At 64.1% G+C, this 22465-nt stretch carries 23 protein-coding genes; 11 read left to right on the top strand and 12 right to left on the bottom strand.

Features of this window, described 5'->3' with window-relative positions:
- Positions 1–569 precede the first annotated feature (569 nt).
- On the bottom strand, positions 570–1058 hold the full coding sequence (locus H1D44_RS07170; RefSeq protein WP_181514155.1) for a hypothetical protein: 489 nt from the start codon (positions 1056–1058) through the stop codon (positions 570–572).
- Positions 1059–1266: 208 nt separating this feature from the next.
- Between H1D44_RS07170 and H1D44_RS07165 the strand changes: the two genes are divergently transcribed.
- Entirely contained in the window at positions 1267–1572 is a 306-nt protein-coding gene (locus H1D44_RS07165; protein WP_181514154.1) for a hypothetical protein, read from the top strand.
- Between the two features lie 87 nt (positions 1573–1659).
- On the opposite strand, the gene H1D44_RS07160 is transcribed toward H1D44_RS07165, so the two are convergent.
- The 9 genes from H1D44_RS07160 to H1D44_RS07120 form a co-directional block, all read right to left on the bottom strand.
- Entirely contained in the window at positions 1660–2439 is a 780-nt protein-coding gene (locus H1D44_RS07160) for an ATP-binding cassette domain-containing protein (RefSeq protein ID WP_338073463.1), read from the bottom strand.
- Between the two features lie 12 nt (positions 2440–2451).
- Positions 2452–3105, bottom strand: a complete 654-nt coding sequence (locus H1D44_RS07155) for an amino acid ABC transporter permease (protein ID WP_181514153.1) — start codon at positions 3103–3105, stop codon at positions 2452–2454.
- A gap of 36 nt (positions 3106–3141) precedes the next feature.
- Entirely contained in the window at positions 3142–3798 is a 657-nt protein-coding gene (locus H1D44_RS07150; RefSeq protein ID WP_181514152.1) for an amino acid ABC transporter permease, read from the bottom strand.
- A gap of 76 nt (positions 3799–3874) precedes the next feature.
- Positions 3875–4678: a transporter substrate-binding domain-containing protein gene (locus H1D44_RS07145; protein WP_181514151.1), complete on the bottom strand. Its 804-nt coding sequence runs from the start codon at positions 4676–4678 to the stop codon at positions 3875–3877.
- A 124-nt stretch (positions 4679–4802) separates the two neighbouring features.
- Positions 4803–5993, bottom strand: a complete 1191-nt coding sequence (locus H1D44_RS07140) for an acetyl-CoA C-acyltransferase (RefSeq protein ID WP_181514150.1) — start codon at positions 5991–5993, stop codon at positions 4803–4805.
- Entirely contained in the window at positions 5990–7267 is a 1278-nt protein-coding gene (locus H1D44_RS07135; RefSeq protein WP_181514149.1) for an ArgE/DapE family deacylase, read from the bottom strand. Before H1D44_RS07135 ends, H1D44_RS07140 begins: the two co-directional genes overlap by 4 nt.
- A complete protein-coding gene (locus H1D44_RS07130) occupies positions 7267–7920 on the bottom strand; it encodes a 3-oxoacid CoA-transferase subunit B (RefSeq protein WP_181514148.1) in 654 nt (217 codons plus the stop codon). The genes H1D44_RS07135 and H1D44_RS07130 overlap by 1 nt, the downstream gene beginning before the upstream one ends.
- Positions 7910–8611: a CoA transferase subunit A gene (locus H1D44_RS07125; RefSeq protein WP_181514147.1), complete on the bottom strand. Its 702-nt coding sequence runs from the start codon at positions 8609–8611 to the stop codon at positions 7910–7912. The genes H1D44_RS07130 and H1D44_RS07125 overlap by 11 nt, the downstream gene beginning before the upstream one ends.
- 23 nt (positions 8612–8634) lie before the next feature.
- A complete protein-coding gene (locus tag H1D44_RS07120) occupies positions 8635–9987 on the bottom strand; it encodes an aminotransferase family protein (RefSeq protein ID WP_181514146.1) in 1353 nt (450 codons plus the stop codon).
- Positions 9988–10098: 111 nt separating this feature from the next.
- On the opposite strand from H1D44_RS07120, the gene H1D44_RS07115 reads away from it, so the two are divergent.
- Positions 10099–11061 (top strand): LysR family transcriptional regulator, encoded by a 963-nt coding sequence (locus H1D44_RS07115; RefSeq protein WP_181514145.1) that lies wholly within the window; start codon positions 10099–10101, stop codon positions 11059–11061.
- 66 nt (positions 11062–11127) lie between these two features.
- Complete coding sequence (locus H1D44_RS07110) at positions 11128–12165, top strand: histone deacetylase family protein (protein WP_181514144.1); 1038 nt, start codon at positions 11128–11130, stop codon at positions 12163–12165.
- Between the two features lie 6 nt (positions 12166–12171).
- Here the strand turns inward: H1D44_RS07110 and H1D44_RS07105 are convergent, their stop codons facing one another.
- Positions 12172–13458 carry an NAD(P)/FAD-dependent oxidoreductase gene (locus H1D44_RS07105; RefSeq protein ID WP_181514143.1) on the bottom strand — a complete coding sequence of 429 codons (1287 nt, stop codon included), beginning with the start codon at positions 13456–13458 and terminating at the stop codon, positions 12172–12174.
- A gap of 250 nt (positions 13459–13708) precedes the next feature.
- On the opposite strand from H1D44_RS07105, the gene dnaX reads away from it, so the two are divergent.
- The 7 genes from dnaX to H1D44_RS07070 all read left to right on the top strand — a co-directional run bounded on the left by dnaX (position 13709) and on the right by H1D44_RS07070 (position 19727).
- Complete coding sequence (gene dnaX / locus H1D44_RS07100; RefSeq protein WP_181514142.1) at positions 13709–15760, top strand: DNA polymerase III subunit gamma/tau; 2052 nt, start codon at positions 13709–13711, stop codon at positions 15758–15760.
- A gap of 39 nt (positions 15761–15799) precedes the next feature.
- Entirely contained in the window at positions 15800–16126 is a 327-nt protein-coding gene (locus H1D44_RS07095) for a YbaB/EbfC family nucleoid-associated protein (RefSeq protein WP_181514141.1), read from the top strand.
- 151 nt (positions 16127–16277) lie between these two features.
- Complete coding sequence (recR, locus tag H1D44_RS07090) at positions 16278–16883, top strand: recombination mediator RecR (protein ID WP_181514140.1); 606 nt, start codon at positions 16278–16280, stop codon at positions 16881–16883.
- Between the two features lie 31 nt (positions 16884–16914).
- Positions 16915–18042 (top strand): ribonuclease D, encoded by a 1128-nt coding sequence (rnd, locus tag H1D44_RS07085; protein ID WP_181514139.1) that lies wholly within the window; start codon positions 16915–16917, stop codon positions 18040–18042.
- Entirely contained in the window at positions 18042–18353 is a 312-nt protein-coding gene (locus H1D44_RS07080) for a YcgL domain-containing protein (RefSeq protein ID WP_181514138.1), read from the top strand. Before rnd ends, H1D44_RS07080 begins: the two co-directional genes overlap by 1 nt.
- A gap of 78 nt (positions 18354–18431) precedes the next feature.
- Positions 18432–18881, top strand: coding sequence for a YcgN family cysteine cluster protein (locus tag H1D44_RS07075; protein ID WP_181514166.1), 450 nt, complete (start codon positions 18432–18434; stop codon positions 18879–18881).
- Between the two features lie 210 nt (positions 18882–19091).
- Entirely contained in the window at positions 19092–19727 is a 636-nt protein-coding gene (locus H1D44_RS07070) for a hypothetical protein (RefSeq protein ID WP_181514137.1), read from the top strand.
- Between the two features lie 53 nt (positions 19728–19780).
- On the opposite strand, the gene H1D44_RS07065 is transcribed toward H1D44_RS07070, so the two are convergent.
- Positions 19781–21868, bottom strand: coding sequence for a S9 family peptidase (locus H1D44_RS07065; RefSeq protein WP_181514136.1), 2088 nt, complete (start codon positions 21866–21868; stop codon positions 19781–19783).
- Positions 21869–21951: 83 nt separating this feature from the next.
- Between H1D44_RS07065 and H1D44_RS07060 the strand changes: the two genes are divergently transcribed.
- Positions 21952–22461 (top strand): hypothetical protein, encoded by a 510-nt coding sequence (locus H1D44_RS07060; protein WP_181514135.1) that lies wholly within the window; start codon positions 21952–21954, stop codon positions 22459–22461.
- The last annotated feature ends 4 nt before the right edge of the window (positions 22462–22465 follow it).

Here is a 22465-nt window from a genome sequence, read left to right as displayed (position 1 = left end):
GTCCTCCTTGGGATCAGGAGACACCAGTCTGACGCGTGCTAATCAGCTGCAGAAGATGGGGTTTGTGGAGCGCTTACATAGAGGCTGTCTGGCGTCCTACCCGTATCGAGCGTGCCGGTCAGATCGTGAGGCCGCTGTCGCACATCCTTAGCTAAGCAGACCCCTCACATAATCTTCAGTATGCTTTGGAATTGTGCACATATTTACATCAAACGCTTCCCATTATCAGTAAAATGCAAAGTAGGACAAAACCATTTTCTTAGGCTGTGAGCAGGCTGGTCGAAATGCTTGTTAGGCGGCCCCGCAGGGACATTCCAAACACGCTTAGTGGGTCATTTTGGTGGGACAAATTAGAAAATTGTGTGTAGAGAGAGGCTGCAAACTGAGGTCAATTTTTAAGGTGAAATCTCTCTCAAAATCAATAACCTAACTCCATTATGGAGCAGCGGTAGTGGTGGCCGCGTGTGCCGGGATGTGGCTGTCGGGGCCGCCTCCATTTTGGGCCAGGCCCCATCTCCGCCCGCCCCCGTCGGGGCATCTCTCTCGATCTTGACGATGGTTGCCCGGCGTCACTCCTCCCGCCGAGCCTCGACGTCGAAGCGAACCGATAGCTCGATAGTGTCGGACGGGTCAGGATCGGAAGTCATCGACGCCACGTGCATCAGCGCTCCTTCCAGCGAGCCGACGATCCGCGCCGTATCGCCATCGATCTCGAGTCGGTCGAAGCTGACGCGCTCCACCTGCTCCAGGGTGTAATGCGGCGTCATGCCGGATTCGGGAAAGTACATCACGGTGACACCGTTCGGCACGTCGTTCATCACCATGAAGTCTATGGACAGGGTTCCCTGGGTTTCGAAGCGTGCTTCGCGATGGCCCTGTATCGTCATGCCGTACATGCCCGGCATCAATTCGCGAAAATTGACGGTCGAAGCGTCAGCGCTACGCAGGGTGTGCCACTCTCGCTTTTCACCGTCCAGGGTGCCGGTGACTTGATCGGCCAGTAGCGGCGTGGCCAGCATCAGTGCCGCAAGCGCTGGAACGGCATAACGAATCAGCATGGTTAGTTCCCTCATGTTCTTCTGGTTTTTGTTGGGCAATGCTCCCTTGCCTATCAAGGCATGACGCCTTGCGCTTGTCCCCCTGCGTATGAAGGGGGAGGCCGCGGAGGGAGGGGCGTGGCCTAAGCCTTTTTCTGTTAGACCTTGGTAGATATCGACTTTGGTGTTAATATGCAGCGCAGCAAACGCTTGCCAGAGGATGAGCACCATGCAGATCGACGCCATGTCCCATGCCGGAGTCCAGCGCAGCCTGCGCCAGTGCCTGTCGAATGCCGCCTTCCTGCTCTACCAGCAAGGCCACGTGCTGGAAACCATTACGATTCCCTTCCGTGGCCTCGATAGCCGCGCCCTGCGCCATCTGCGCGACAGCTCCCCGGAATGGCGAGCCTGCCAGCGTGTTCTCGAGAGCAGCGAAGCTGCCATCTACAACGAGCATGGACGTTTCGTGCTGTCCACCATGGGCCGAGAGCTGTTGTTCGATATGTTCGGGGAAGGCGCCGCGGACTGCGCCTGAACTCGCTGGCGCACTGAACCAGGCGGTATGCAGAACTCCAACGGGGAGGCCATAGGCCTCCCCGTTTCGTCTCGAGGGGACGTGCGACTAGGCCTGGCTTGCCAGGTGCTTGCGCAGGAAATTGCAGGTGCGTTCCTGGTCGGGGTGGGTGAACAGTCGGTCGGGGGTGTTCTCCTCGACCACCACGCCGCCGTCCATGAACATGGCCCAGTCGGAGACGTCGCGTGCAAAGCCCATTTCGTGGGTGACGATGAGCATGGTCATGTGCTCTTCGGCGAGGCGTTTCATGACCTGGTTCACTTCCTCCACCAGCTCGGGGTCCAGCGCCGAGGTCGCTTCATCGAACAGCATGACCTTGGGGCGCATGGCCAGGGCTCGGGCAATGGCGACGCGCTGCTTCTGGCCTCCCGAGAGGGAGCTGGGGTAGGCCGAGGCCTTGTCAGCGAGTCCCACTCTTTCAAGCAGATCCATGCCCAGCTCCCGCGCGCTTCTGGCATCCACGCCCTTCAGCTTCCTTGGCGCCAGTGTCACGTTCTCCAGCGTCGACAAGTGGGGGAACAGGTTGAAGTGCTGGAACACCATGCCCATGTTCTGGCGGATATGGTTGATATGTCGCTCGAAGGCAAGCCCCTTCAGGTCCGGCCGATTGACCTGGGCACCATCCAGCAGGATGCTGCCCTCGTCGATCACTTCCAGGTAATTGATGGAGCGCAATAGCGTGCTCTTGCCCGAGCCTGAAGGGCCGATGATGGAGATGATCTTGCCGCGGTCGACCTTGAGGTCGATGCCCTTGAGAACCTCGAGGTTGCCGAACCGTTTCTTGACGCCCTTGAGCTCGACCATCGGTGTTTCTGTTGCTTGTGTCATGTGAATTCCCTGTTACTTGCGAATGGCGGCACGGCGCTCCACCCACGACTGACCGGCTTCCATCAGGACGTTGATCAGGTAGTAGACAACGGCGATCGTGATATAGAACTCGAAGGGCCGAAAGGTCACGCTGATGGCGTATTGGGACATGTAGACCAGTTCGGCGATGCCGATGGCGGAAAGCACCGAGATGTCCTTGACCATGATGATCATGTTGTTGCCGAGTTGGGGAACGGCGCGATAGAAGGCCTGAGGAATAACGATGTAGAAGATGGTCGCGTAGTGGCCGAATCCCAGCGAGCGCGAGGCTTCATACTGCCCGTTGGATACCGACTTGATGGTGGCGATGAAGATATCGGCGTTGTAGGCCATATAGTGAAAGCCGAGGCCGAGAACGCCTACCACGATGGCAGGGATCAATATCCACTGCCCCAGGCCGAAGTAGAGGAAGTAAAGCTGAAGCAGCAGCGGAGTGGTCATGAACAGCCAGATGAAGAAGCGCAGCGGCCAGTTCACGGCCTTCCTCGTATAGAGGGAAATGACGGCGACGATCTGGCCGCCAATGATCGACATGATCGCGACCACCAGGCCAATCAGAAGGGTGGCACCTACCCCCTTCAGCAGGGTGGGAAAGTAGGTGATAACGGGACTGAAATCGAATTCCATGGTGAGTTACCCTGATTGTTCTATTGCCTGGCTAAGCTACAGATAGGTGTAGCGCGTGGCGCGGCGGTACAGAAGCTCGATGATGCCCATGACGGCATAGATGATGACGATGTACATCAGGGCGCTCAGCGAGAAGACCTCCAGGGGCTTGTAGGTGGAGCCGGTCAGGCGCTGAGCTTGGTAGGTGAGTTCGACGACCGAAATGATGGAGACCAGCGACGAGTTCTTGATCAGGATGATGGCCAGTACGCCGATGGAGCGGATCATCAAGCCGGCTGCCTGAGGCAGCACGATGTACTGCAGTGTCGCCAGGCGGCCGAAACCCAGTGAGCGCGAAGCTTCGTTCTGCCCGCTGTCGACCGATTCGATGGCGCCGCGCATGGCCTCGCTCATGTAGGCGCCGATATTGAAGGCGCCGACCACCACGCCGCAGGTGAAGGGGTCCAGGCGCAGGCCAATGGCGGGTCCACCGTAGAAGACCAGCAGCAGCTGCACGAAATAGGGGGTGCCGCGAACGACGCTGATGTAGGCGCGAGCCAGCCAGCGAACCGGGAGGAAGCGTGACGTTCGCAACGTTACCAGCGTGGCGGCGATGAAGAAACCGAAGAACAGAGCTCGCGCCGATATATCCACGGTTACCCAGGCCGCCTTCACCAGCAACGGCGATATTTCGATCATCAGACTGATATCCATGATCCCCTAGACTCTATCGTTGTAATGAGAAACGAATTGAATTCAGCAGGGCTTTCGCCCTGCTGAGAACGAACACCTAGTCGAACTGGACCCCTTCACCGATCCACTTGTCGACGATCTCCTGATAGGTGCCGTCTGCCCTGATTTCGGCCAGCGCCGTATTGAGGGCCTCTTTCAGCTCAGGCTTGTTCTTCTGAATGGCGATGGCGGCAGGCCAGCTGGGAAGTTCGCCGACATCGACCTGCTTGATGGCGAGGTCCTGCTCATTGAGAGCCACGTATACGGGAACGTCATCGGCGATCATGACGTCGATTCGTCCCGAAGTGAGTGCGTTGAGCATGTCGGGCAGCCCCTGGAAGGTCTGGTTGCGCCACTTTCCATCGCCGTTCTCGGTGGCCCACTGGTTGCCCGTCTCGCCCAGAGTGGAGCCCACTCGCTTGCCTGCGAAGTCATCGATGCTGCTCACTTCATCGTTGCCTTCCTGAACCCAGACCGAGAGCCCCGAGCTGTAGTAGCTGTCGGTGAAGTCGACGGCCCGCTCACGCTCTTCAGTCACGCTCATGCTGCAGATGCAGGCGTCGAAGCGGCCGCCGGCCAGGGCAGCAACGATGCCGTTCCATGGGGAGGTCTGGATGTCGACGTCGACCCCCATCCTGTCTGCCAGGGCCTCGGCGATGTCCACGTCGAAGCCGACCAGGTTGCCTGCCGTATCGACATAGCTGAAGGGAGGGTAGGCGCCGGAATTGGCCACCTGGAAGACATCGTCCTGGATGGCGGGCAGATCCCGTGCCTGGGCCGAGAAGCTCGCCAGGGAGAGGGCGCCGAGTACAGTCACGGCTGCCACTAGAGGACGGTGGAATGGTTTCTTGTGTGTTGTCATGTCGATTCCTGCTCTTGTTGGTGTGTTGCTTGGGTTTGCGACGCGACCTGTGTCGCGACATGCCTTGGTGATGCCTGCTGCCACGGCAGCGATGTGAATCTCGTGGAAGGTCACCTCCTGTCGTTCAGGCTCTTTCCAGGACCACGGCGATGCCTTGTCCGCCGCCGATGCAAGCCGTGGCACAGCCGTAGCGGCCGCCGCGCTCGGCGAGAATGCGCGCCAGGGTGCCGGTGAGGCGCACGCCGGTGGCGCCCAGCGGGTGGCCCAGTGCCAGGGCGCCGCCCCAGACGTTGACCCGTGCGGGATCGAGTCCGAGCGTACGGATGGCATGCAGTGGCACGGCGGCGAAGGCTTCGTTGATCTCCCAGGCATCGATCCGGGAGGCGTCCAGCCCGGCGCGAGCGAGAGCCTGTGAGGCAGCCGCGGCGGCCCCGGCGCCCATGCACTCCGGTGCTACGCCGACATCGGCGAAGGCGACGATCCGCGCCAGCGGCGTGGCGCCATGACGTTCGACGGCAGCTTCCGACATGACTAGCGCGGCAGCGGCACCCGACGTCAGCGGCGAGCTGTTGCCGGCGGTGACCCCGCCGTCTTCGACAAACACCGGACCGAGACCGGATAGCCTTTCCATGCTGGTGTCGGGGCGGATGTTGGCGTCGCGCTCGACGACTTCCCCGGCGGGGTTGGTCAGTGCCAGCCGCTCGCCCGCGTAGCGATTGTCGGCCTCGGCTCGGGCGGCACGGCGGTGGGACTCCAGCGCGAATGCATCCATTGCGTCACGTTCGATGCCTGTCGCCCGGGCCAGCCGCTCGGCGGTGATGCCCATGTTCAGCGCCACGTCGATGTCGAGCCAGGCGGCGTCTCGCAGGAGATCGGGCGAGGTCAGTACCCCCTCCTTGAACAGGGCGGGACCCATCGGCACGCGAGTCATGTTCTCCATGCCGCCGGCGATGGCCACGCTTACCGCGCCGGCCTGGATCTCGCGAGCGGCACTGCGCAGAGCGGCCAGCCCTGAGCCGCACTGCTGGTCGATCTGGCGGGTGGCGCATCCTCGGCCCTGCGGGCCCAGACGCGAGGACAGCCACAGCGGGTAGCGGCCGCCGAAGCTCCATTGCTCCTTGACCGGTAGCGCGCAGCCGATGCTGAGATCCTCCACCGCCTGCGGGTCGAGGTCGCCGCGGGCGAGCAGGGCGTCAATTACCTGGGCAAGCAGGCTGTCGCTGCGAGTGTCGGCCCAGCCGTCTACCTCTGGCTTGCGCGGGTGGGCGCGAGTAAAGGCGCTGCGGCAGTAGTCGACGAGATAGGCGTCCTTCATGCTTCATCTCCTCCGCTATTGGCCGCCCAACGATGCAGGAACAGCGCATAGGTGGTCAGCACGTGGCGAATCGAGTCGATCTCGACGCACTCGTCGACGCCGTGGATGCGCTGGGCGACCGGCCCGTAGCAGGTGCCGTTGATCTTGCCGCTGACATGGAAGGCGCGCAGGTCGGTGGTGCAGGTGGAGAGATAGGTTCTCGGTGTCTCGCCGAGCAGGTCCTGATGGCAGCGCGAGAGCAGGGCGATGCCCGGCGCCTCGAGATCGACCAGGTGCCCCTCGGAGCGAAAGCCGTGGAACTCCACCCGCGGTTCGGGGCTGCCATCGGCCAGCTCGGCGTGGCGCTCCGCGATAGAGCGGCGTACGCGGTCCATTACCTCCTCGGGCGTCATGCCGGGCGGGAAGCCGACGCGACCTTCGAGGATGGCATGGGCGGGCACGCTGGAGGCCCAGTTGCCACCCTCGATCTTGCCGATGCTGAGGTTGAAAGGGCTGTCGATTGCATCGTAGGGCGCCTGGCGCGGCAGGCCGTTGATCTCGGCTTCCAGTGCCTTGAAAGCGGGCAGGTACTCGACCAGGGTCTCGATGGCGTTGCGCCCGGCGCGGGTGTCGAGCACGTGGGCCGGCACGCCATCGAGGCGCATGCGGAACCACAGCACGCCGACCTGGCCGGCGTAGATCTGCGCGCCGAAGGGCTCCGGAATCAGCACGAAATCACCGCTGTAGCCCTGGTGCAGGCAGGCCAGGGCACCGTTGCCGGTGCACTCCTCCTCGATCACCGTCTGCAGGGTGAGGGGGAAGTCGATGGCCACGCCGGCTTCGCGTACCGCCTGTACGGCCATGGTCATGGCGGCGATGCCGGCCTTCATGTCGCCGGCGCCGCGGCCATACAGCCAGCCGTCCTTCTCCCACGGTTCCCACGGCGGACGGGACCACATGTCGAGGGGCTCGGCGGGCACCACGTCGAGATGGCCGTTGAACACCAGGTGCGGCCCGGGGGCGTCGGCATTGAGCCTGGCCACCAGGTTGTAGCGCCCCGTGCAGTCCCACTCGGTCGGGGCGCGATGCGCGTGCTCGGCGAAATCGGGAGCGTCCAGCGCCACCCTTGTCGTCGGCAGCTCGAGGCGTTCGAACCAGCGCTCCATGGTCTCGAGCGCGCCGTGTTCCTCGCCCAGTACGCTGTAGCCACGCACCAGGTCGCGGGTCAGTGCCAGGGTATCGTCCATCAGCGCGTCACAGCGCGCGACGATGCGTTTCTCGATATCACTCAGCATCAGAACCTCCCCAGCCGTTGCTCGTCGACGATCAGGTTGGCTTCGGTGGCTTCACGCAGCTCATCGATGCCAAGCCCCTCGGCGATATCCACCACGGCGAGACCTTGAGGCGTGACGTCCATGACTGCCTTGTCGGTGATGATGCGTGACACACAGCGCTTGGCGGTGAGCGGTAGGCGGCAGCGATGCAGGATCTTGGGGTTGCCGTGCTTGTCGTTGTGCGAACAGAGAATCACCAGGCGCTTGACCTTCTGGGCCAGCTCCATGGCGCCACCGATACCCGGTGAGAACTTGCCGGGTATCTTCCAGTTGGCCAGGTTGCCCAGCTCGTCGACCTCAAAGGCGCCCATGAAGGTGACGTCCACGCGGCTGCGGCGAATCATGGCGAAGGACATGGCGCTGTCGAACACGCTGGCCCCGGGGCGGGTGGCGATGTAGGCGCCACCGGAGTCGATCATGTCCCAGTCCGGTGCTTCGTCGTCGCGCCGTGGGCGACAGCCCAGCACGCCGTTCTCCGAGTGAACCAGCACTTCCATCTCCTCCGGCAGGTGATGAAAGAGCTGGGTCGGCAGGCCAATGCCCAGGTTGACGATCTGGCCCGGGATCACCTCACGGGCGGCACGGACGAGGATGCGCTGCTGATCAGCCGACATGAGCTCGCCTCCCCTGTTCGCTGGTGGCAGAGGTGACCTCTACCACCTGGCTGACGAAGGCGCAGGGCGTGTGGATTGCCTCGAGCGGCAGGCTGCCGGGCTCTTCGACCCGGTAGGCCTGGGCAATGACGGTGTCGGCGGCCATTGCCATCAGCGGATTGAAGTTGCTGGCGGTGGCGCGATAGATCAAGTTGCCGTAGCGGTCGGCACGCTCGGCATGGACCAGGGCGAAATCGGCATACAGCGACGGCTCGATGCCCCAGGTACGGCCATCCAGCTCGATTTCGCGGCGCTTGTCGGCGATCTCGGTGCCCTGGCCGATGTCGGTGATGAAGGCGTGATGCCCGGCGCCGGCGCTGCGAATCTTTTCGGCCAGCAACCCCTGGGGAAACAGCTCTACCTCCAGCTCGCCGCGGTTCATGGCGGCGATGGCTTCGCGGTTGAGGCCGATGTGAGAGGTGACCAAGCGACGCACCCGGCCGGCCTCGATCAGCTTGCCGATGCCGATGCCCGGCTCATTGGCGTCGTTCTTGATCAGGGTGAGGTCGCGCTGGCCCTGGTCCAGCAGCTCGTCGATCAGGGCGAAGGGGGTGCCCGGTGAGCCGAAGCCGCCGATCATGATCGAGGCGCCATCGGGGATGCCGGCGATGGCCTCGTTGATGGCGCGATATTTCTGAGTGAGAAGCGTCATGTCAGTGCCTTTCCATCTGGCGGTCAGGGAGTCAGTGCGTTGGCCGGGGCCGCTGAGTTCACCTCGCGGTCAAAGCGCGCCATGGCGCGTTCGAGTCGGGTGAGCAGCTCGGCGATACCGGCGGCATCGATGGTCAACGGCGGGGTGACCAGGAAATGGTCGCCGGCGACCCCATCGAGGGTGCGGCGGGGATAGATCAGCAGACCCTCTTCCTTCGCCAGCACCGTGATCAGTGCGAAACGGTTCTGCTCGGCGGGGAAGGGGGCCTTGCTGTCGGCATCGGCTACCAGCTCCACGCCCCACAGCAGGCCCAGGCCACGCACGTCGCCTACCCAGGGAAACCGCGCCTTGAGTGCCAGCAGCCCTTCCTTCAGCTCGCGGCCGCGAGCCGACACGTTGTCGAGCACTCGCTCGCGCTGCATGGCCTCGATGACCGCCAGCCCGGTGGCGCAGGCCAGCGGGTTGCCGGCATAGGTATGACCGTGCTGAAAGCCGCCCGAGGCCATCACCGTCTCGACGATGTCGGCTCGGGAGAGAACGGCGCCCACCGGGTAGTAGCCGGCGCCGAGCCCCTTGGCGGTGGCGAGCAGGTCCGGCGTCACGCCGTAGTGCTGATAGGCGAACCAGGCGCCGGTACGGCCGATGCCGGTCAGCACCTCGTCGAGGATCAGCAGGCAGCCGGTTTCGTCGCACAGGGTGCGAATGCCCTCGAGGTAGGTCTGGTCGAGCATGCGCGCGCCGGTACTGGCGCCCCCTACCGGCTCGAGCACGAAGGCGGCGATGGTGTCGGGGCCGGCGGCTTCGATGGCGGCGCGGGTATCGGCCAGTACGCGGGCGACATGACGGCTGTCATCGGCATCGTCATGGCGGTAGAAGTCAGGACCGGCCACCTTGAGCGAGCCGATGGCGATGTCACGGAACGGGGCTTCGAGCGGCTCATAGCCGGTGACCCCAAGCGCCCCGAGGGTGCTGCCGTGATAGGAGGGGCGCAGCGAGACGAAGCGACGACGCTGAGGCTCTCCCCTGGCGACGAAGTATTGCCGCGCCAGCTTGAGCGCCGACTCCACCGCCTCGGAACCGCTGGAAACGAAGAACACTTTTTCCAGATGATGGTGAGTGAGAGCCACCAGCGCTTGGGCCAGGGCCACCGCAGGGGCATTCTCGAACTGGGTGCGATAGGTGAAGGCGACCCGGTCGAGCTGGGCGAGCATGGCGTCACGAATGTCGTTTCGGCCGTGGCCCAGGTTGCATGCAATGGCCCCGGAGCAGCCATCGAGGTACTGCTTGCCGGTTTCATCCCACAGGTAGACGCCTTGGGCGTGGCTGATTTCCGGCAGGGCGGGGCCAGCCTGATAGAAAAGCGGAGATGGGTCCATTTGGAGCACTCATTATCGTTGTGTGGTCGTCAACGGCTCTCTGCAGTGTATGTAGCGAACAGAAAGTATTTCAATATATGATCTTTTTACTGAATTCGATGAGTTTTAGTCATGGCAGACGTCAATATCCATTCACTCAAGGCGCTGGCGATTTTCAAGACTCTGTTCGAGGCAGGTACCGCTTCCCAGGCGGCACGCACCCTGGGCATCACTCAGTCCGGGGTGAGTCGCTCGCTGGCCCAGCTCGAGGAGAACCTGGGCATCCAGCTGTTTCTGAGGGAAAAGAACCGCCTCGTGGCCACGCCGGAAGCGCGCGAGCTCTACGACGAGATCCTGCGCCTGATGGGTAACATCGAGGAGCTGCGCCACAGCGTGCTGGCGCTCAAGGAGTTCGGTACCTCGCGCCTGCGCATTGCCGCGGTACCGGGCTTGTCTTTCGGCTTCGTGCCGCGGCTGGTGGCGGCATTGCTGAAGGAGAACCGGCAGTTCAGCGTCAGCCTGGACATGATGTCGAGCCACGAGGTGCAGCTTGCGGTGGAGTCGAGCCATGCCGATATCGGCTTCGTCACCCTGCCGATCACCTCGCGGGTGCTGCGCGTCGAGCCCTGGTTCACCAGCGAAGCGGTCTGCCTGTTGCCGCAGGGCCATACGCTTGCAGCACGCGAGCGCGTCGACGTGGAGGATCTGCGTGACCAGCACCTGGTGATCAGCAACCAGCCGAGCATTAGCACCAACCCGCTGCTCGAGCTGACCAGCCAGCACCGAGTCCGGATCGCCGGCAAGACGGAGGCCAACATCGGTACCATTACGGCGCTGGTGGCCAATCACGTCGGTATCACGGTGATCAACCCGATCACCGCCCAGGATCAACTTGCCCCCGGCGACGGCGTAGTGATGCGCCCGTTCTCGCCGGCCATGACTTTCAGCTTCGGGCTGGTCTATCGCGAAAACTGGAAGCAGGCCAGGGTGCTCGACTTCCTGCGCGAGCAGGGTGGGGCGCTGCTCTCGAGCTATGGCGAAGCGGTAGATGGTGCAGCGCTCGAGGGCGATGAGGGCAAAGGCGCCGTGCGTTGATGGTCCGGGTTGGCAGCTCCAGGGGAGCATGGCATGGTCGATGGGCCAACCCGAGGAGGTGTCGTCATGATCACGTTCCACAGCGAGGCGACCAAGCTGCGCCGCGCCTTGACCGAGCTCAACGAGGGGCTCCTGGTCGCGCCCTTCGAGTGCCCCGAGCGCGTCGATCTGGTGCTGGGGCGAGTGCGTGAGGTCGGTCTGAGTGAGGTGCGTTCGCCCACCCGCTATGGCCTGGAGCCGGTGCTGGCAGTGCACGACGCCTGCTACGTCGAGTTCCTGGCCAGCTGCTGGGAGGAGTGGAAAGCGATTGGCATGGCCGGGGAGGCGATTCCCAACATCTGGCCATCGCGCTCGATGCCCGGCAGGCGGATTCCGGAGCACATCGAGGGGCGGCTCGGCTACTACGCCCAGACCGGCGAGACCTCGATCTGCGCCAATACCTTCGAGGCCGCCGACATCAGCAAGGACATCGCCCTCTCGGCGCTGGTGCATACGCTGAAGACCGGGGAGCCGAGCTTCGGCCTGTGTCGGCCGCCCGGCCATCACGCCTCGTCCGACCAGTTCGGCGGCTACTGCTTCTTCAACAATGCGGCGATCGCTGCCGATCAGGCGCTCAAGCACGGCCGCTCGCGGGTGGCGGTGCTGGACGTCGATTTTCATCATGGCAACGGTACCCAGGAGATCTTCTACGCCCGTGACGACGTGATCTTCGTTTCACTGCATGGCGACCCCCTGCACTGCTTTCCCTACTACCTGGGGCATGCCAACGAAACCGGCAGCGGGCGGGGCGAAGGCTTCAACCACAACTACCCCATGCCGCCCGGTACCGATTACGCCAAATGGTCGACGGCGCTCGACGACGGCCTGGCGCGCATCCGCGAATCCGGTGCCGAGCTGCTCATCGTTTCGCTCGGGGTGGATACCTTCGAACGCGATCCGATCAGCAGCTTCAAGCTCGCCAGCGAGGATTACCTCGACATGGGGCGGCGCCTGGCCGGGTTTGGACTGCCCACCGTCTTCCTCCTCGAAGGGGGCTATGCGGTGGAGGAGATCGGCATCAATGTGGTCAACGTGCTGAGCGGCTTCGACGAGGGCCAGGCGTGACCGAACTCAGCGCCAGCGCTCGAGCAGCTGGTAGTACCACATGCCGACGGCAAGCAGCGGGTTGCCCAGCAGCTCGCTGAACGGCACCTTGACGTGGCGGCAGGCGGCGAAGGTGTCGAACGCTTCCAGGTGGCCGGCCATCGCCTGGGCCATGACCTCGCCGACGATATGCGATGTGGCCAGGCCATGCCCGGAGTAGCCCTGGGCGTAGTAGACATGGTCGGACAGCTTGCCGAGCATGGGAATGCGATTGACCACGATCCCCGCCATGCCCTGCCAGGCGTAGTCGATGGGTGTGCCTTTTAGCTGAGGGAAGGTGGCTTCCAGGCGTGGGCGCAGCTCGGCGGCAATGTCGGGAGAATCCTTGCCGGAGTAATTGGCTCCGCCGCCGAACAGCAGCCGGCCGTCGGCGGTGAGGCGGTAGTAGTCGAGCACGAAGCGACAATCGTAGACGGCGAGGTCGTGCGGATTGATGGCCTCGGCCAGCCCCCCTAGCGGTGCGGTGGTGACGATGCCCAGCGAGGCCGGGAACAGCTTGCCGCCCAGGCGGCGGCGCTCGAGGCGATGGTAGGCATTGCCGGCCAGCAGCACCCGCTCGGCGCGGACCTTGCCGCCGGCCGTGACCACGGCAGGCGAAGGACCGTGCTCGATGCGCTCGACCGGGGAGTGCTCGAAGATCCGTGTGCCCAGCTGCGCGGCGACACGAGCCTCGCCCAGGCACAGGTTCAGTGGGTGCAGGTGCAGGTTGTAGCGGTTGAGCAGGCCGCCGTGGTAGCACTCGGTACGTACCACTTCGCGCACCTGGCGGGCATCGAGCAGTTCGACGTGCTCGCCCATGCCGCGGGCCTGGCAGGCCTCGAAGTCGGCGCGCAGCGCCTCCATGTGCCCGGGCTTCCAGGCGGCCTGGAGGTGCCCCGGCTTGAGGTCGCAGGGGATGGCGTACTTCTCGACGCGCTCGCGGATGATGCGCTGGCCGCGCCAGCGCAGGTTCCAGACGAAATCGTCGGCGGCCGTGCCCAGGGTGCGACGCATCTGCTTGCGCATGGCGTCCTCGCCCGAGAGGCTGCCGGTGACCTGCCCGCCGTTGCGACCGCTGGCGCCCCAGCCGATCTTGTTGGCCTCGACGATGGCCACCCGATAGCCACGTTCGGCCAGCTCCACCGCCGCGGCGACGCCGGTGAAGCCGCCGCCGACGATGGCCACATCGACGGATATCTCCCCTTGCAGCGGCGGGTAGTCCGACTCCTGGTGGATCGAGGCAGTATAATAGGAGGCGCAGCGTGGCTGTGACATCTTGGCTCCGGCGCAATGTCGAGAATAATCAACAAATGCTAGCACACAATGGCTGGCCGGCGTGTCGGCAACACCCGCCTTGCCGCCGCGGGGCGGGCCATCGAGGGGGAGCGGTCTTTGCGCCCCTGCCCTCAGGCGGTAGAATGGGGGCTTTCGCGTTCGGCTCGTGCCCGGACAACTCGCCGGGGTGAAGCAAGCCCTGCTCCGACCGGCTGCCAGCCAGCCCCTGCTGCAAGGAATTCGTGCTGCAATGAGCTATCAGGTTCTGGCCCGCAAGTGGCGGCCGCGTACGTTTCACGAACTGGTCGGCCAGGAGCACGTCCAGCGTGCGCTGGTCAACGCCCTCGATCAGGGGCGCCTGCACCACGCCTACCTGTTCACGGGTACGCGCGGCGTCGGCAAGACCACGCTGGCAAGAATACTTGCCAAATGCCTCAACTGTACGGCCAAGGGGCATGGCGACGACGGGGTTACCTCCACTCCCTGCGGTGAGTGTGACAGCTGCCGAGCCATCGACGAGGGACGTTTCGTCGACCTGATCGAGGTGGATGCCGCCTCCCGCACCAAGGTGGAGGACACCCGCGAGCTGCTCGACAACGTGCAGTACGCCCCGACCCAGGGCCGCTACAAGGTGTATCTCATCGACGAGGTGCACATGCTCTCGACCAGCAGCTTCAACGCTCTGCTCAAGACGCTCGAGGAGCCGCCGCCCCACGTCAAGTTCCTGCTCGCCACTACCGATCCGCAGAAGCTGCCGGCCACGGTGCTGTCGCGCTGCCTGCAGTTCACTCTCAAGAACATGCCGCCGGAGCGAATCGTCACGCATCTCTCCAAGGTGCTCGAGGCGGAGGGCATCGACTTCGAGGAGAGTGCACTGTGGCTGCTGGGGCGGGCCGCCGACGGCTCGATGCGCGATGCCATGAGCCTCAGCGACCAGGCCATCGCCTTCGGTCAGGGCCAGGTTCGCCACGCCGATGTCGCCGCCATGCTCGGCACGCTCGACCATCGCCATGTGCTGGCGCTCATCGAGGCGCTGGCCGACATCGATGCGCCGCGGCTGCTGGCCGAAGTAGCGCAGTTGGCCGAGCAGGGGCCGGATTTCGCCGCCGTGCTCGATGACATGACCGCCGTGTTGCATCGCCTGGCCGTGGCCCAGATGGTGCCCGATGCCGTCGATAACGGCCACGGTGACCGCGAGGCAATCCTCGCCCTGGCCTCGCGTTTCACCGCCGAGGACGTGCAGCTCTATTACCAGATCGGCATTCAGGGACGCGGCGACATGGGCCACGCGCCCGACCTGCGCACGGCGCTGGAGATGACCCTGCTGCGCATGCTGGCCTTTCGCCCCCAGGGCGTGCCACAGCCGGCCAGGACACCGCTGCCGCTGAAAGGCGCGGCAAGCGGCACGCCGCCTGTGGCGCCGGGCGAGGCCGGCGAGGCGTCAACGAACTCCTCCGCGCCCTCGCCGGCGGCTGCGCCCGCTGCGGAAGGCAGTTCTCCCTCCGGGCAGAACGCTCCCGAGCGTGCAGTGGAACTCGAGCGAGCGGCGCAACCGCTGTCCCTCGAGGTGTCGGCGCAAGGCACAGGCCCGATCGGCGAGGCCGAACCGCCGCCGCCCTGGGAGGAAGCGCCGGCCATGGAGCCAGCCCAGGTTCGGCATGCGGCGGTTGACGCACAGTATTCAGAACATCAAGGCGGCGACCCCGAACAGGAAGCCGTCCTTGATCCCATGCCGGAGCCGACGCTGTCGTCGCCAGCCCGGGCCGAGGCGGCGCCGGTGGCGGAAGAGACCGATGTCGCCATTCTCGAAACCCCCGAGCCGGCATCGGAGCCCCCCGTGCCGCCGGTCGACGTGCCGCAGCCTCAAGCCGTGCCCACCGAGGTCGAAGCCGGCGAGCGACTCGGTCACGATGAGTGGTTGAACCGCTTCGATTCACTTGGCCTTGGCGGGCTGACACGCAACCTCGCGGCTCACTGCGTGGTCGAAACCGATGACGGACATCGGCTGGTACTGCGCCTGGACCCGTCCCAGGAGGCCATGAATGCCGAGATTCACGTGCGCCGCGTACAGGATGCGCTGAAAGGAATCGGCATTACGCGACAGCTCGTGATCGAAGCGGGGGCACTTCCTGCACAAGTGGAAACCCCCCGCCAGCGTGCCGACCGGATCGCCGCGGAGCGCCATGCCGAGGCGGTGGCCGCTCTCAAGCGCGACCCGCACGTCAAGCAGTTGCAGGAAAGCCTGGGTGCGCGCCTGATCGAACCGACCGTCAAGCCTGCTGACATGGCACCAAGGGCCTGACATTCGACAGTCTCATACAGCCAATCGAGAGGAACGACCATGATGAAAGGTGGAATGGGCAACCTGATGAAGCAGGCCCAGGAAATGCAGGAAAAAATGCAGCGCGTGCAGGAGGAAATCGCCAAGGCCCAGGTGACCGGGGAGGCCGGCGCGGGAATGGTCAAGGTCACCATGAACGGTCGCCATGACGTGAGCAAGGTCGATATCGATCCCAGTGTCATGGAAGAAGACAAGGAGCTGCTCGAAGATCTGCTGGCAGCAGCGGTCAACGATGCCGTGCGCAAGGTCGAGGCGAACTCACGCGAGAAGATGGAAGAGGCTACGGCGGGGTTGAACCTTCCGCCTGGTTTCAAGATGCCCTTCTGACTCGGCTGAAACCGGCTGCGCTCGGCCATGCGGCGTTAACAATCCTCTTAGAATGCTCATTTACAACCTGTAAACTCCGCTTCTTCGAGGATTGTTGCCTAGCCTGACCATCGCTCGCTCAGTTTCAGAGCGAGCCAGCCTGAGATCAATTATGAGCTTTTCCCCTCTTGTCGAGAGGCTGATGGAGTCGCTGCGGGTATTGCCGGGCGTAGGCCCCAAGACCGCGCAGCGCATGGCGATGCATTTGCTCGAGCGTGACCGCGACGGCGGTCGTCGCCTGACCGCCGTGCTCGACCAGGCGCTGGAGCAGGTCGGCTACTGCCGGCGTTGCCGCACGCTGACCGAGGAAGAGGTCTGCACGCTGTGCACCAGTACTCGACGCGACGATGCCTTGCTTTGCGTTGTCGAGTCTCCTGCCGATCAACTGGCCATCGAGGAAGCCGGCGGATATCGCGGGCGCTATTTCGTGCTCCATGGCCATCTCTCGCCGCTGGATGGCATCGGCCCAGAGGATCTTGGCCTGGATCAACTCGAGGGGCGTGTTGGCGAGGGGGGCGTGGAGGAAGTGATCCTTGCCACCAACCCCACGGTAGAGGGTGAGGCTACGGCGCACTACATCGCCGCGCAGCTGGCCCCCCATGGCGTAAGACTGTCGCGACTGGCCTACGGCGTTCCCATGGGAGGTGAGCTCGAGTATGTCGATGGTGGCACCCTCAGTCGTGCCTTCAATGGACGCCTGCCATTTCGTGGCGAATGAGCACTTCCAAACTGACTAGCCGGACGACTGAATGACCCTGACTCCCGAAATACGCTGGATCGATACCCCTGAGGCGCTCGATGCGGCCTGCGTCGAAGTGGCCCAGGCCGAGGTGATCGCGCTGGACACCGAATTTTTCCGTGAGAGGACCTTCCATCCGGTGCCGGCACTGATCCAATTCTCCGCAGGTGGGCCAGTCTGGCTGGTCGATCCCCAGGCGGTCGATTGTACCGATGATTTTCGTCGACTGCTCGGAGAAGGGCCGCTCAAGCTGCTGCACGCCAGCAGCGAGGATCTGGAAGTGCTGGCCCACTGGGCGGGAGCGTCGGTGGCGCCGCTGGTGGATACCCAGATCGCCCAGGCCCTGCTGGGTGAAAACCCGGCCATGGGTTATCAGCGCCTGGTCGAGTTCTGGACCGGTGAGTCACTGCCCAAGGACGAGACGCGCTCCGACTGGCTGCAGCGCCCCTTGAGCGATTCGCAGCAGCTCTACGCGGCGCTGGACGTGGTCTTTCTGCTCAAGGTTTGGGAGCATCAGCGCGACGCATTGGATCGGTTCGGGCGCCGCGAGTGGCTAGAGGACGACTGCCGTGAGTTGATGGCCCAGGCGCTTCGCAGCGATGAAGCGGACGCCGAGTGGTATCGTCGCCACCGCCAGCTGTGGCGCCTGTCGCCTCGCCAGATCGAGGCCTACCGACTGCTGACCACCTGGCGCGAGGGCGAGGCTAGGCAGCGTAACTTGCCACGGGGTTGGCTGGTCAATGACCGAGTGCTGTTCGGGATTGCCGAGCATATGCCCGAAAATCGCTTTCAGCTGGGTGAGATCGAGGAGATCAAACCAGGCCTGATCAAGCGTGACGGAGATACTTTGCTGGCACTGGTAAGGCAGGCTCGCAAGTGCGATGCGGCCATGCTGCCGGCAGCCCTGCCATCGCCCCTGGGGGCAGACTACAAGCAGCGCATGAAGGCGCTGAAGCGAGTCGTCAACGATTTTGCCGAGCGACTGGGGCTGGCGCCGGAAGTGCTGATGCGCCGGCGTGACCTGGAGGCGTTGATCACGGCCGACCTGGCCGGCGAGCCGCTGCCGTTGCCTGAAGGCTGGCGCGGCGAGTGCCTCGCGGAGCCGCTCAGCCAGGCACTCAAGGAGATTGCAGCCTAATGACAGATGATCGAATGCAAGGTGACAAGCTGTTGTGCGAGATATTCAAGAGCTCGCGGAAGGAAGAGATGTACCTCTATGTAGACAAGCGCCAAGGGCTTGCCGGGCTTCCCGAGGCGTTGCTCGAGCGATTCGGCAAGCCGGTATCCGCCATGACCCTGATCCTTACGCCGGACAAGCCGCTGGCTCGGGCCAAGGCGAGCGATGTCATTGCCGCCATTCGTGACAAGGGCTTCTACCTGCAGTTGCCTCCGGCCAAGGACGAGTACCTGCTCGACCTTTATCGGACCCCCACTGAGGCACGCTACTGATGTCGCTGATGGTTGAGCCGGCGGCTCGTCATGTCGACTGGAACCGGACAAGGCGGGTGCATCCCGGCAGTCATCGACATGCGTGATCGATTCTGGGAGCGCTTCGACCTCGAGGAGCTTACTGCCGAGGAGTGGGAAGCGCTGTGCGATGGCTGCGGCCAGTGTTGCCTGGTCAAGTTCCAGGATGAAGAGAGCGGCGATCTTGCCGTGCTTGGCGTGGCGTGCGAACTGCTGGATATCCACAGCTGTCGCTGCAGCGACTATCCCAATCGTCAAAGCCGAGTGCCTGACTGCGCTCGGCTCACGCCAGAGCGTGTCGATGAATTTCGCTGGCTGCCCAAGTCCTGCGCCTATCGCCGCATCGCGGAGGGGCGGCGGCTTGCCGGCTGGCACCCCTTGATTTGCGGTGACCCTGAGCGTGTCCACCGCAAGGGCATCAGTGTGCGTAGTTTTGCCCTCTCCCAGCGAGATGTGTCGGAAGACGAGCTCGAAGACCATATCATCGCCATACTGCCGATTGATGGCTGATCCCGTTGGGGTACGACCGTTTTTGATATGGCGGCCCCAAGTACTGAATAAACCCTGCCCCTCTCCTGTATCAGGACTCTGATATCCCGATTCATCTTCATTGCCGATGGTGCTTTGCGGCGTTCACCACGATGCTAGTGGTTACTGGATTGTAACCTTGTGTGTATTGGTGAGTCGGCCGGTGAGAGTTTGTCGGTAAAGGAGGGGGACATGAAACGGGAATGGTTTGCAGTGGCTGGCATGACGCTGGGTGTCGCCCTGGCGGCGAACGCCCAGGCACAGTCGCAGATGTGGAGTGAGCCGCTCAGCGATGAGGAGCTGTTCCAGCGCTGGGAGGCCCTGTTTCAGGAAGGCGCTGTGCTGAGCGATGAGGAACTCGAACAGCTGCTTCTTTGGTTGCCGCCAACCGGTGCTGGCCTGGCCGAAGGCATGGGATTCGATGGGTCTGTCGGGAATGGTGGGGTGCGGCAGGTCGGTAGAGCCTCGCCGCCTTCAGGCGGCGGAGACACCGGCGGGAATCCTAGCAACGGCGGCAGCGGTCCGGGTAACGGTGACAATGGTGGCAACGGCCCCGGTAATGGCGGCGGCAACGGGCCCGGTAATGGCGGCGGCAACGGCGGGGGTGGGTCCGGCGGTGGCAACGGTGGAGGTGGCTCCGGCGGCGGCAATGGCGGGGGTGGCTCCGGCGGCGGCAACGGCGGGGGTGGCTCCGGAGGCGGCGGTAGCGGTGGTTCAGGCGGCGGCGGTAGCGGCGGTTCCGGAGGCGGCTCGGGTGGAGGCGCTGGCGGTGGCTCGGGTGGAGGCGCTGGCGGCGGCTCGGGTGGAGGCGCTGGCGGCGGCAGCTAACACGCAGTGCCTTGTCACAGACCCGGCCTTGGCCGGGTCTGTGCGTCGTGGGCTCAGCTTTCCCTGTCGGCGACTCCGAGCGCCCAGAGGATGAAGGCGTCCTGCCGGGCATTGTCGTGCCATGCCTTGAAGCGCCCCGAGGCGCCACCGTGGCCAGCGGCCATGTCGGTCCGCAGCAGCACGGGGCCACGGGCGGTCCTCATCTCGGTCAAGCGGGCATAGAGCTTAGCGGGCTCCCAGTAGGGAACCCGTGTGTCGTGCCAGCTGCCCTGCAGGAAAAGAGCGGGGTAGGGCTGAGGAGAGAGATTGTCCAGCGGTGAGTAGGCGCGGATTCGCTTGCGTGCGTCAAGCTCATCGGGATTGCCCCACTCGGTGTATTCCGCAGTGGTCAATGGCAGGTCGGGATTCTCCATGGTGCGCAGTACGTCAACGAACGGGACGTCGAGTACGGCGGCGCAGAAGGCCTCAGGCGCCAGGTTGAGGCTGGCACCTACCAGCAGTCCGCCCGCGCTGGCGCCGTAGGCGGCAATGCGCTCGCCGTCGCTGAAGCCCTTCTCGACCAAGGCGTTGCGTGCCGCCAGAAAGTCATGGAAGCTGTTCTCCTTGTGCTCGAGCTTGCCGGCCAGGTACCAGGGTTCGCCGCGGTCACCGCCGCCGCGCACATGGGCCACGGCGAAGGCCACACCGCGGGCCAGTAGTTCGAGCCTGGCGACAGAGAACCAGGGGTCGAGGACCTCGCCATAGGCGCCGTAGCCATACAGGAGCGTGGGCAGCGGTCGGCCGACCAGGTCGGCACGCATCACCACCGAGACCGGTATCCGCTCGCCGTCATGGCCTCGTGCCCAGATCCGCTCGCTGCAGAGATCCTGCGGCTGCAGGTCGCCGTGTATGGGCTGCGACTTGAGAACCTGGCGCTCCCCGCTGTCCAGGTCATGCTCGAGCCAGCATACCGGCATGACGAAGGATTCCTCGCGCAGGCGCAGCCGTCGGCTGGCGAAGTCCGGCACCTCGCCGAGCATCAGGCTGCAGGGCGACTCGGGCAGAGCCAGGCGTTCGTCGCGCTGCATGGCGTGGCTATCGTCGAGCTCGATGATGCGAACGTGCACTTGGGCCTCGTCATGGTCGCGCTCGGTAACGGCCAGGCCCCACGCGAACGCCTCGACGCCTTCCAGGGTAATGTCGTCGCGGTGGCCAATCAGCGGCTGCCATTGGCTGGCCGTCTTCGCTTCCTCGACCACGTCCAGGCGGAAGTGCGGGGCGCCGCGATTGTGCAGCACGTAGAAATGCCCTGGACGATGCTCCAGGCCGTACTCCACTCCCTTCTCCCTTGTACGAAAGCAGCGCGGTGGCTCGGTGGGGGCTCGGGCGGGGATGAGATGGCACTCGCTGGTATCCTTCGAGGCGCTTTCCAGGACCAGCCATTGGCGGGAGCGGGTCTTGCCCAGCCCAAGCCAGAACTCGGGATCCTCCTCGCGCATGATCAGCGATGGCTCGCCTGCCTGGCTGGCGCTGAGCGGCAAGCGCCATACGCTGTCGGGGCGCTGAGTGGCGTCGTAGCGAGTGAACAGCAGCGTGGTGTTGTCCTCTGCCCAGGTCAGCTCCGGACCGACCTCCTCCAGAAGCAAACGGACTTCGCCGTCGGGCAGTGGCTTGAGGTAGAGCGAGTATCTTTCATCGCCGCTGGTGTCTTCGGTCCAGGCCAGCCAGCACTCATCCGGTGACAGGGCCATCTCGCCCAGCTCCAGGTAGTGCTCAGGCGTGGCTCGTGCCTGCAGGTCCAGGATACGGGTGGCTTCTTCTTCGTGACCGTTGGGGTGGCGCCACCAGACCGGGTAGTCGGCGTCGGCTGCCGTCTCGCTCCAGTAGGTGAAATGATCCAGCGGGGTACGCAGCCCGTGGACTGCCAGTTCACGACGCGCAAGGTGGCCGTGGTAGAGCCGTTCGACGAGATCATCGAGCGGGGCCATCCAGGCCTTGGACTCCGCATTGGCCGCTTCGAGAAAGGCCCTGACCTCGGGGTCGTCGCGCTCTTCGAGCCAGTGCCACCCGGGATCGTCGGTGCGTCGGAATCCTTCGACCGGCGAACCGGTCACGTGGGGTGTGGCCGTAGCGGGAGTGTGACGTGGTGGCTGTGCTTTCATTTGGGCACGTGTACCATACTCAAGGTGACTTTCCATCCTGTACGACCCGTCAACGACGGGCGTCATTCAACAACGAGGTATCGATGCTGACATCCGATTCGATGTCCCTACTATGGCTGACTTATCTGGGTTTGTCGCTGGTCGTGCTGCTGTCCGGTTACCTGGGGCTGGCCTTTCTGCCACGCCTGCTGCGGTTGCCGGTCACCTGGGCTGTGGCAGGCATCCTCTGGATTCCGGCTCGCTTTCGCTTGCCGCTGGTGGAGGGGGAGGTCTATACCGGTTTTGCGCCGGCGGTAGTGGTGGCAACCGTTGCGCTCCTCGAGCGTAACGCCTCGGTATTGATGACCTCTGGGCTGCTGGTGGCCGCTGGTGCCTTGCTGGGTGCGGCGGTCGGTCTGCTGCAGGTATGGCTGTTCCGTACCAGCGATGCGACTGAAGCTCGGGCGAGTGGAAGTTCACGGGGTGGCAAGCGTGGAGACGGACAGGACGAATCGCAGGGCAGGAAGCAGGACAATAACAGAAGGCGCAATGAACGCAGCGGTGGGCAGCAGCCACCTGCGGCGCACAAGCGCCGGGAGCCGAAGATCGGCTAGGGAG

The organism is Billgrantia kenyensis, from assembly GCF_013697085.1.
GTDB lineage: Bacteria > Pseudomonadota > Gammaproteobacteria > Pseudomonadales > Halomonadaceae > Halomonas > Halomonas kenyensis.
Note: the sequence above shows the minus strand (reverse complement) of the source record. Positions and strands in the feature narration are given on the sequence as shown.

Bases quoted from the DNA above. Each gene is read 5' to 3' on its own strand.
- H1D44_RS07170 (WP_181514155.1), bottom strand. From the start codon at position 1,058: ATGCTGATTCGTTATGCCGTTCCAGCGCTTGCGGCACTGATGCTGGCC.
- H1D44_RS07165 (WP_181514154.1), top strand. From the start codon at position 1,267: ATGCAGATCGACGCCATGTCCCATGCCGGAGTCCAGCGCAGCCTGCGC.
- H1D44_RS07160 (WP_338073463.1), bottom strand. From the start codon at position 2,439: ATGACACAAGCAACAGAAACACCGATGGTCGAGCTCAAGGGCGTCAAG.
- H1D44_RS07155 (WP_181514153.1), bottom strand. From the start codon at position 3,105: ATGGAATTCGATTTCAGTCCCGTTATCACCTACTTTCCCACCCTGCTG.
- H1D44_RS07150 (WP_181514152.1), bottom strand. From the start codon at position 3,798: ATGGATATCAGTCTGATGATCGAAATATCGCCGTTGCTGGTGAAGGCG.
- H1D44_RS07145 (WP_181514151.1), bottom strand. From the start codon at position 4,678: ATGACAACACACAAGAAACCATTCCACCGTCCTCTAGTGGCAGCCGTG.
- H1D44_RS07140 (WP_181514150.1), bottom strand. From the start codon at position 5,993: ATGAAGGACGCCTATCTCGTCGACTACTGCCGCAGCGCCTTTACTCGC.
- H1D44_RS07135 (WP_181514149.1), bottom strand. From the start codon at position 7,267: ATGCTGAGTGATATCGAGAAACGCATCGTCGCGCGCTGTGACGCGCTG.
- H1D44_RS07130 (WP_181514148.1), bottom strand. From the start codon at position 7,920: ATGTCGGCTGATCAGCAGCGCATCCTCGTCCGTGCCGCCCGTGAGGTG.
- H1D44_RS07125 (WP_181514147.1), bottom strand. From the start codon at position 8,611: ATGACGCTTCTCACTCAGAAATATCGCGCCATCAACGAGGCCATCGCC.
- H1D44_RS07120 (WP_181514146.1), bottom strand. From the start codon at position 9,987: ATGGACCCATCTCCGCTTTTCTATCAGGCTGGCCCCGCCCTGCCGGAA.
- H1D44_RS07115 (WP_181514145.1), top strand. From the start codon at position 10,099: ATGGCAGACGTCAATATCCATTCACTCAAGGCGCTGGCGATTTTCAAG.
- H1D44_RS07110 (WP_181514144.1), top strand. From the start codon at position 11,128: ATGATCACGTTCCACAGCGAGGCGACCAAGCTGCGCCGCGCCTTGACC.
- H1D44_RS07105 (WP_181514143.1), bottom strand. From the start codon at position 13,458: ATGTCACAGCCACGCTGCGCCTCCTATTATACTGCCTCGATCCACCAG.
- dnaX (WP_181514142.1), top strand. From the start codon at position 13,709: ATGAGCTATCAGGTTCTGGCCCGCAAGTGGCGGCCGCGTACGTTTCAC.
- H1D44_RS07095 (WP_181514141.1), top strand. From the start codon at position 15,800: ATGATGAAAGGTGGAATGGGCAACCTGATGAAGCAGGCCCAGGAAATG.
- recR (WP_181514140.1), top strand. From the start codon at position 16,278: ATGAGCTTTTCCCCTCTTGTCGAGAGGCTGATGGAGTCGCTGCGGGTA.
- rnd (WP_181514139.1), top strand. From the start codon at position 16,915: ATGACCCTGACTCCCGAAATACGCTGGATCGATACCCCTGAGGCGCTC.
- H1D44_RS07080 (WP_181514138.1), top strand. From the start codon at position 18,042: ATGACAGATGATCGAATGCAAGGTGACAAGCTGTTGTGCGAGATATTC.
- H1D44_RS07075 (WP_181514166.1), top strand. From the start codon at position 18,432: ATGCGTGATCGATTCTGGGAGCGCTTCGACCTCGAGGAGCTTACTGCC.
- H1D44_RS07070 (WP_181514137.1), top strand. From the start codon at position 19,092: ATGAAACGGGAATGGTTTGCAGTGGCTGGCATGACGCTGGGTGTCGCC.
- H1D44_RS07065 (WP_181514136.1), bottom strand. From the start codon at position 21,868: ATGAAAGCACAGCCACCACGTCACACTCCCGCTACGGCCACACCCCAC.
- H1D44_RS07060 (WP_181514135.1), top strand. From the start codon at position 21,952: ATGCTGACATCCGATTCGATGTCCCTACTATGGCTGACTTATCTGGGT.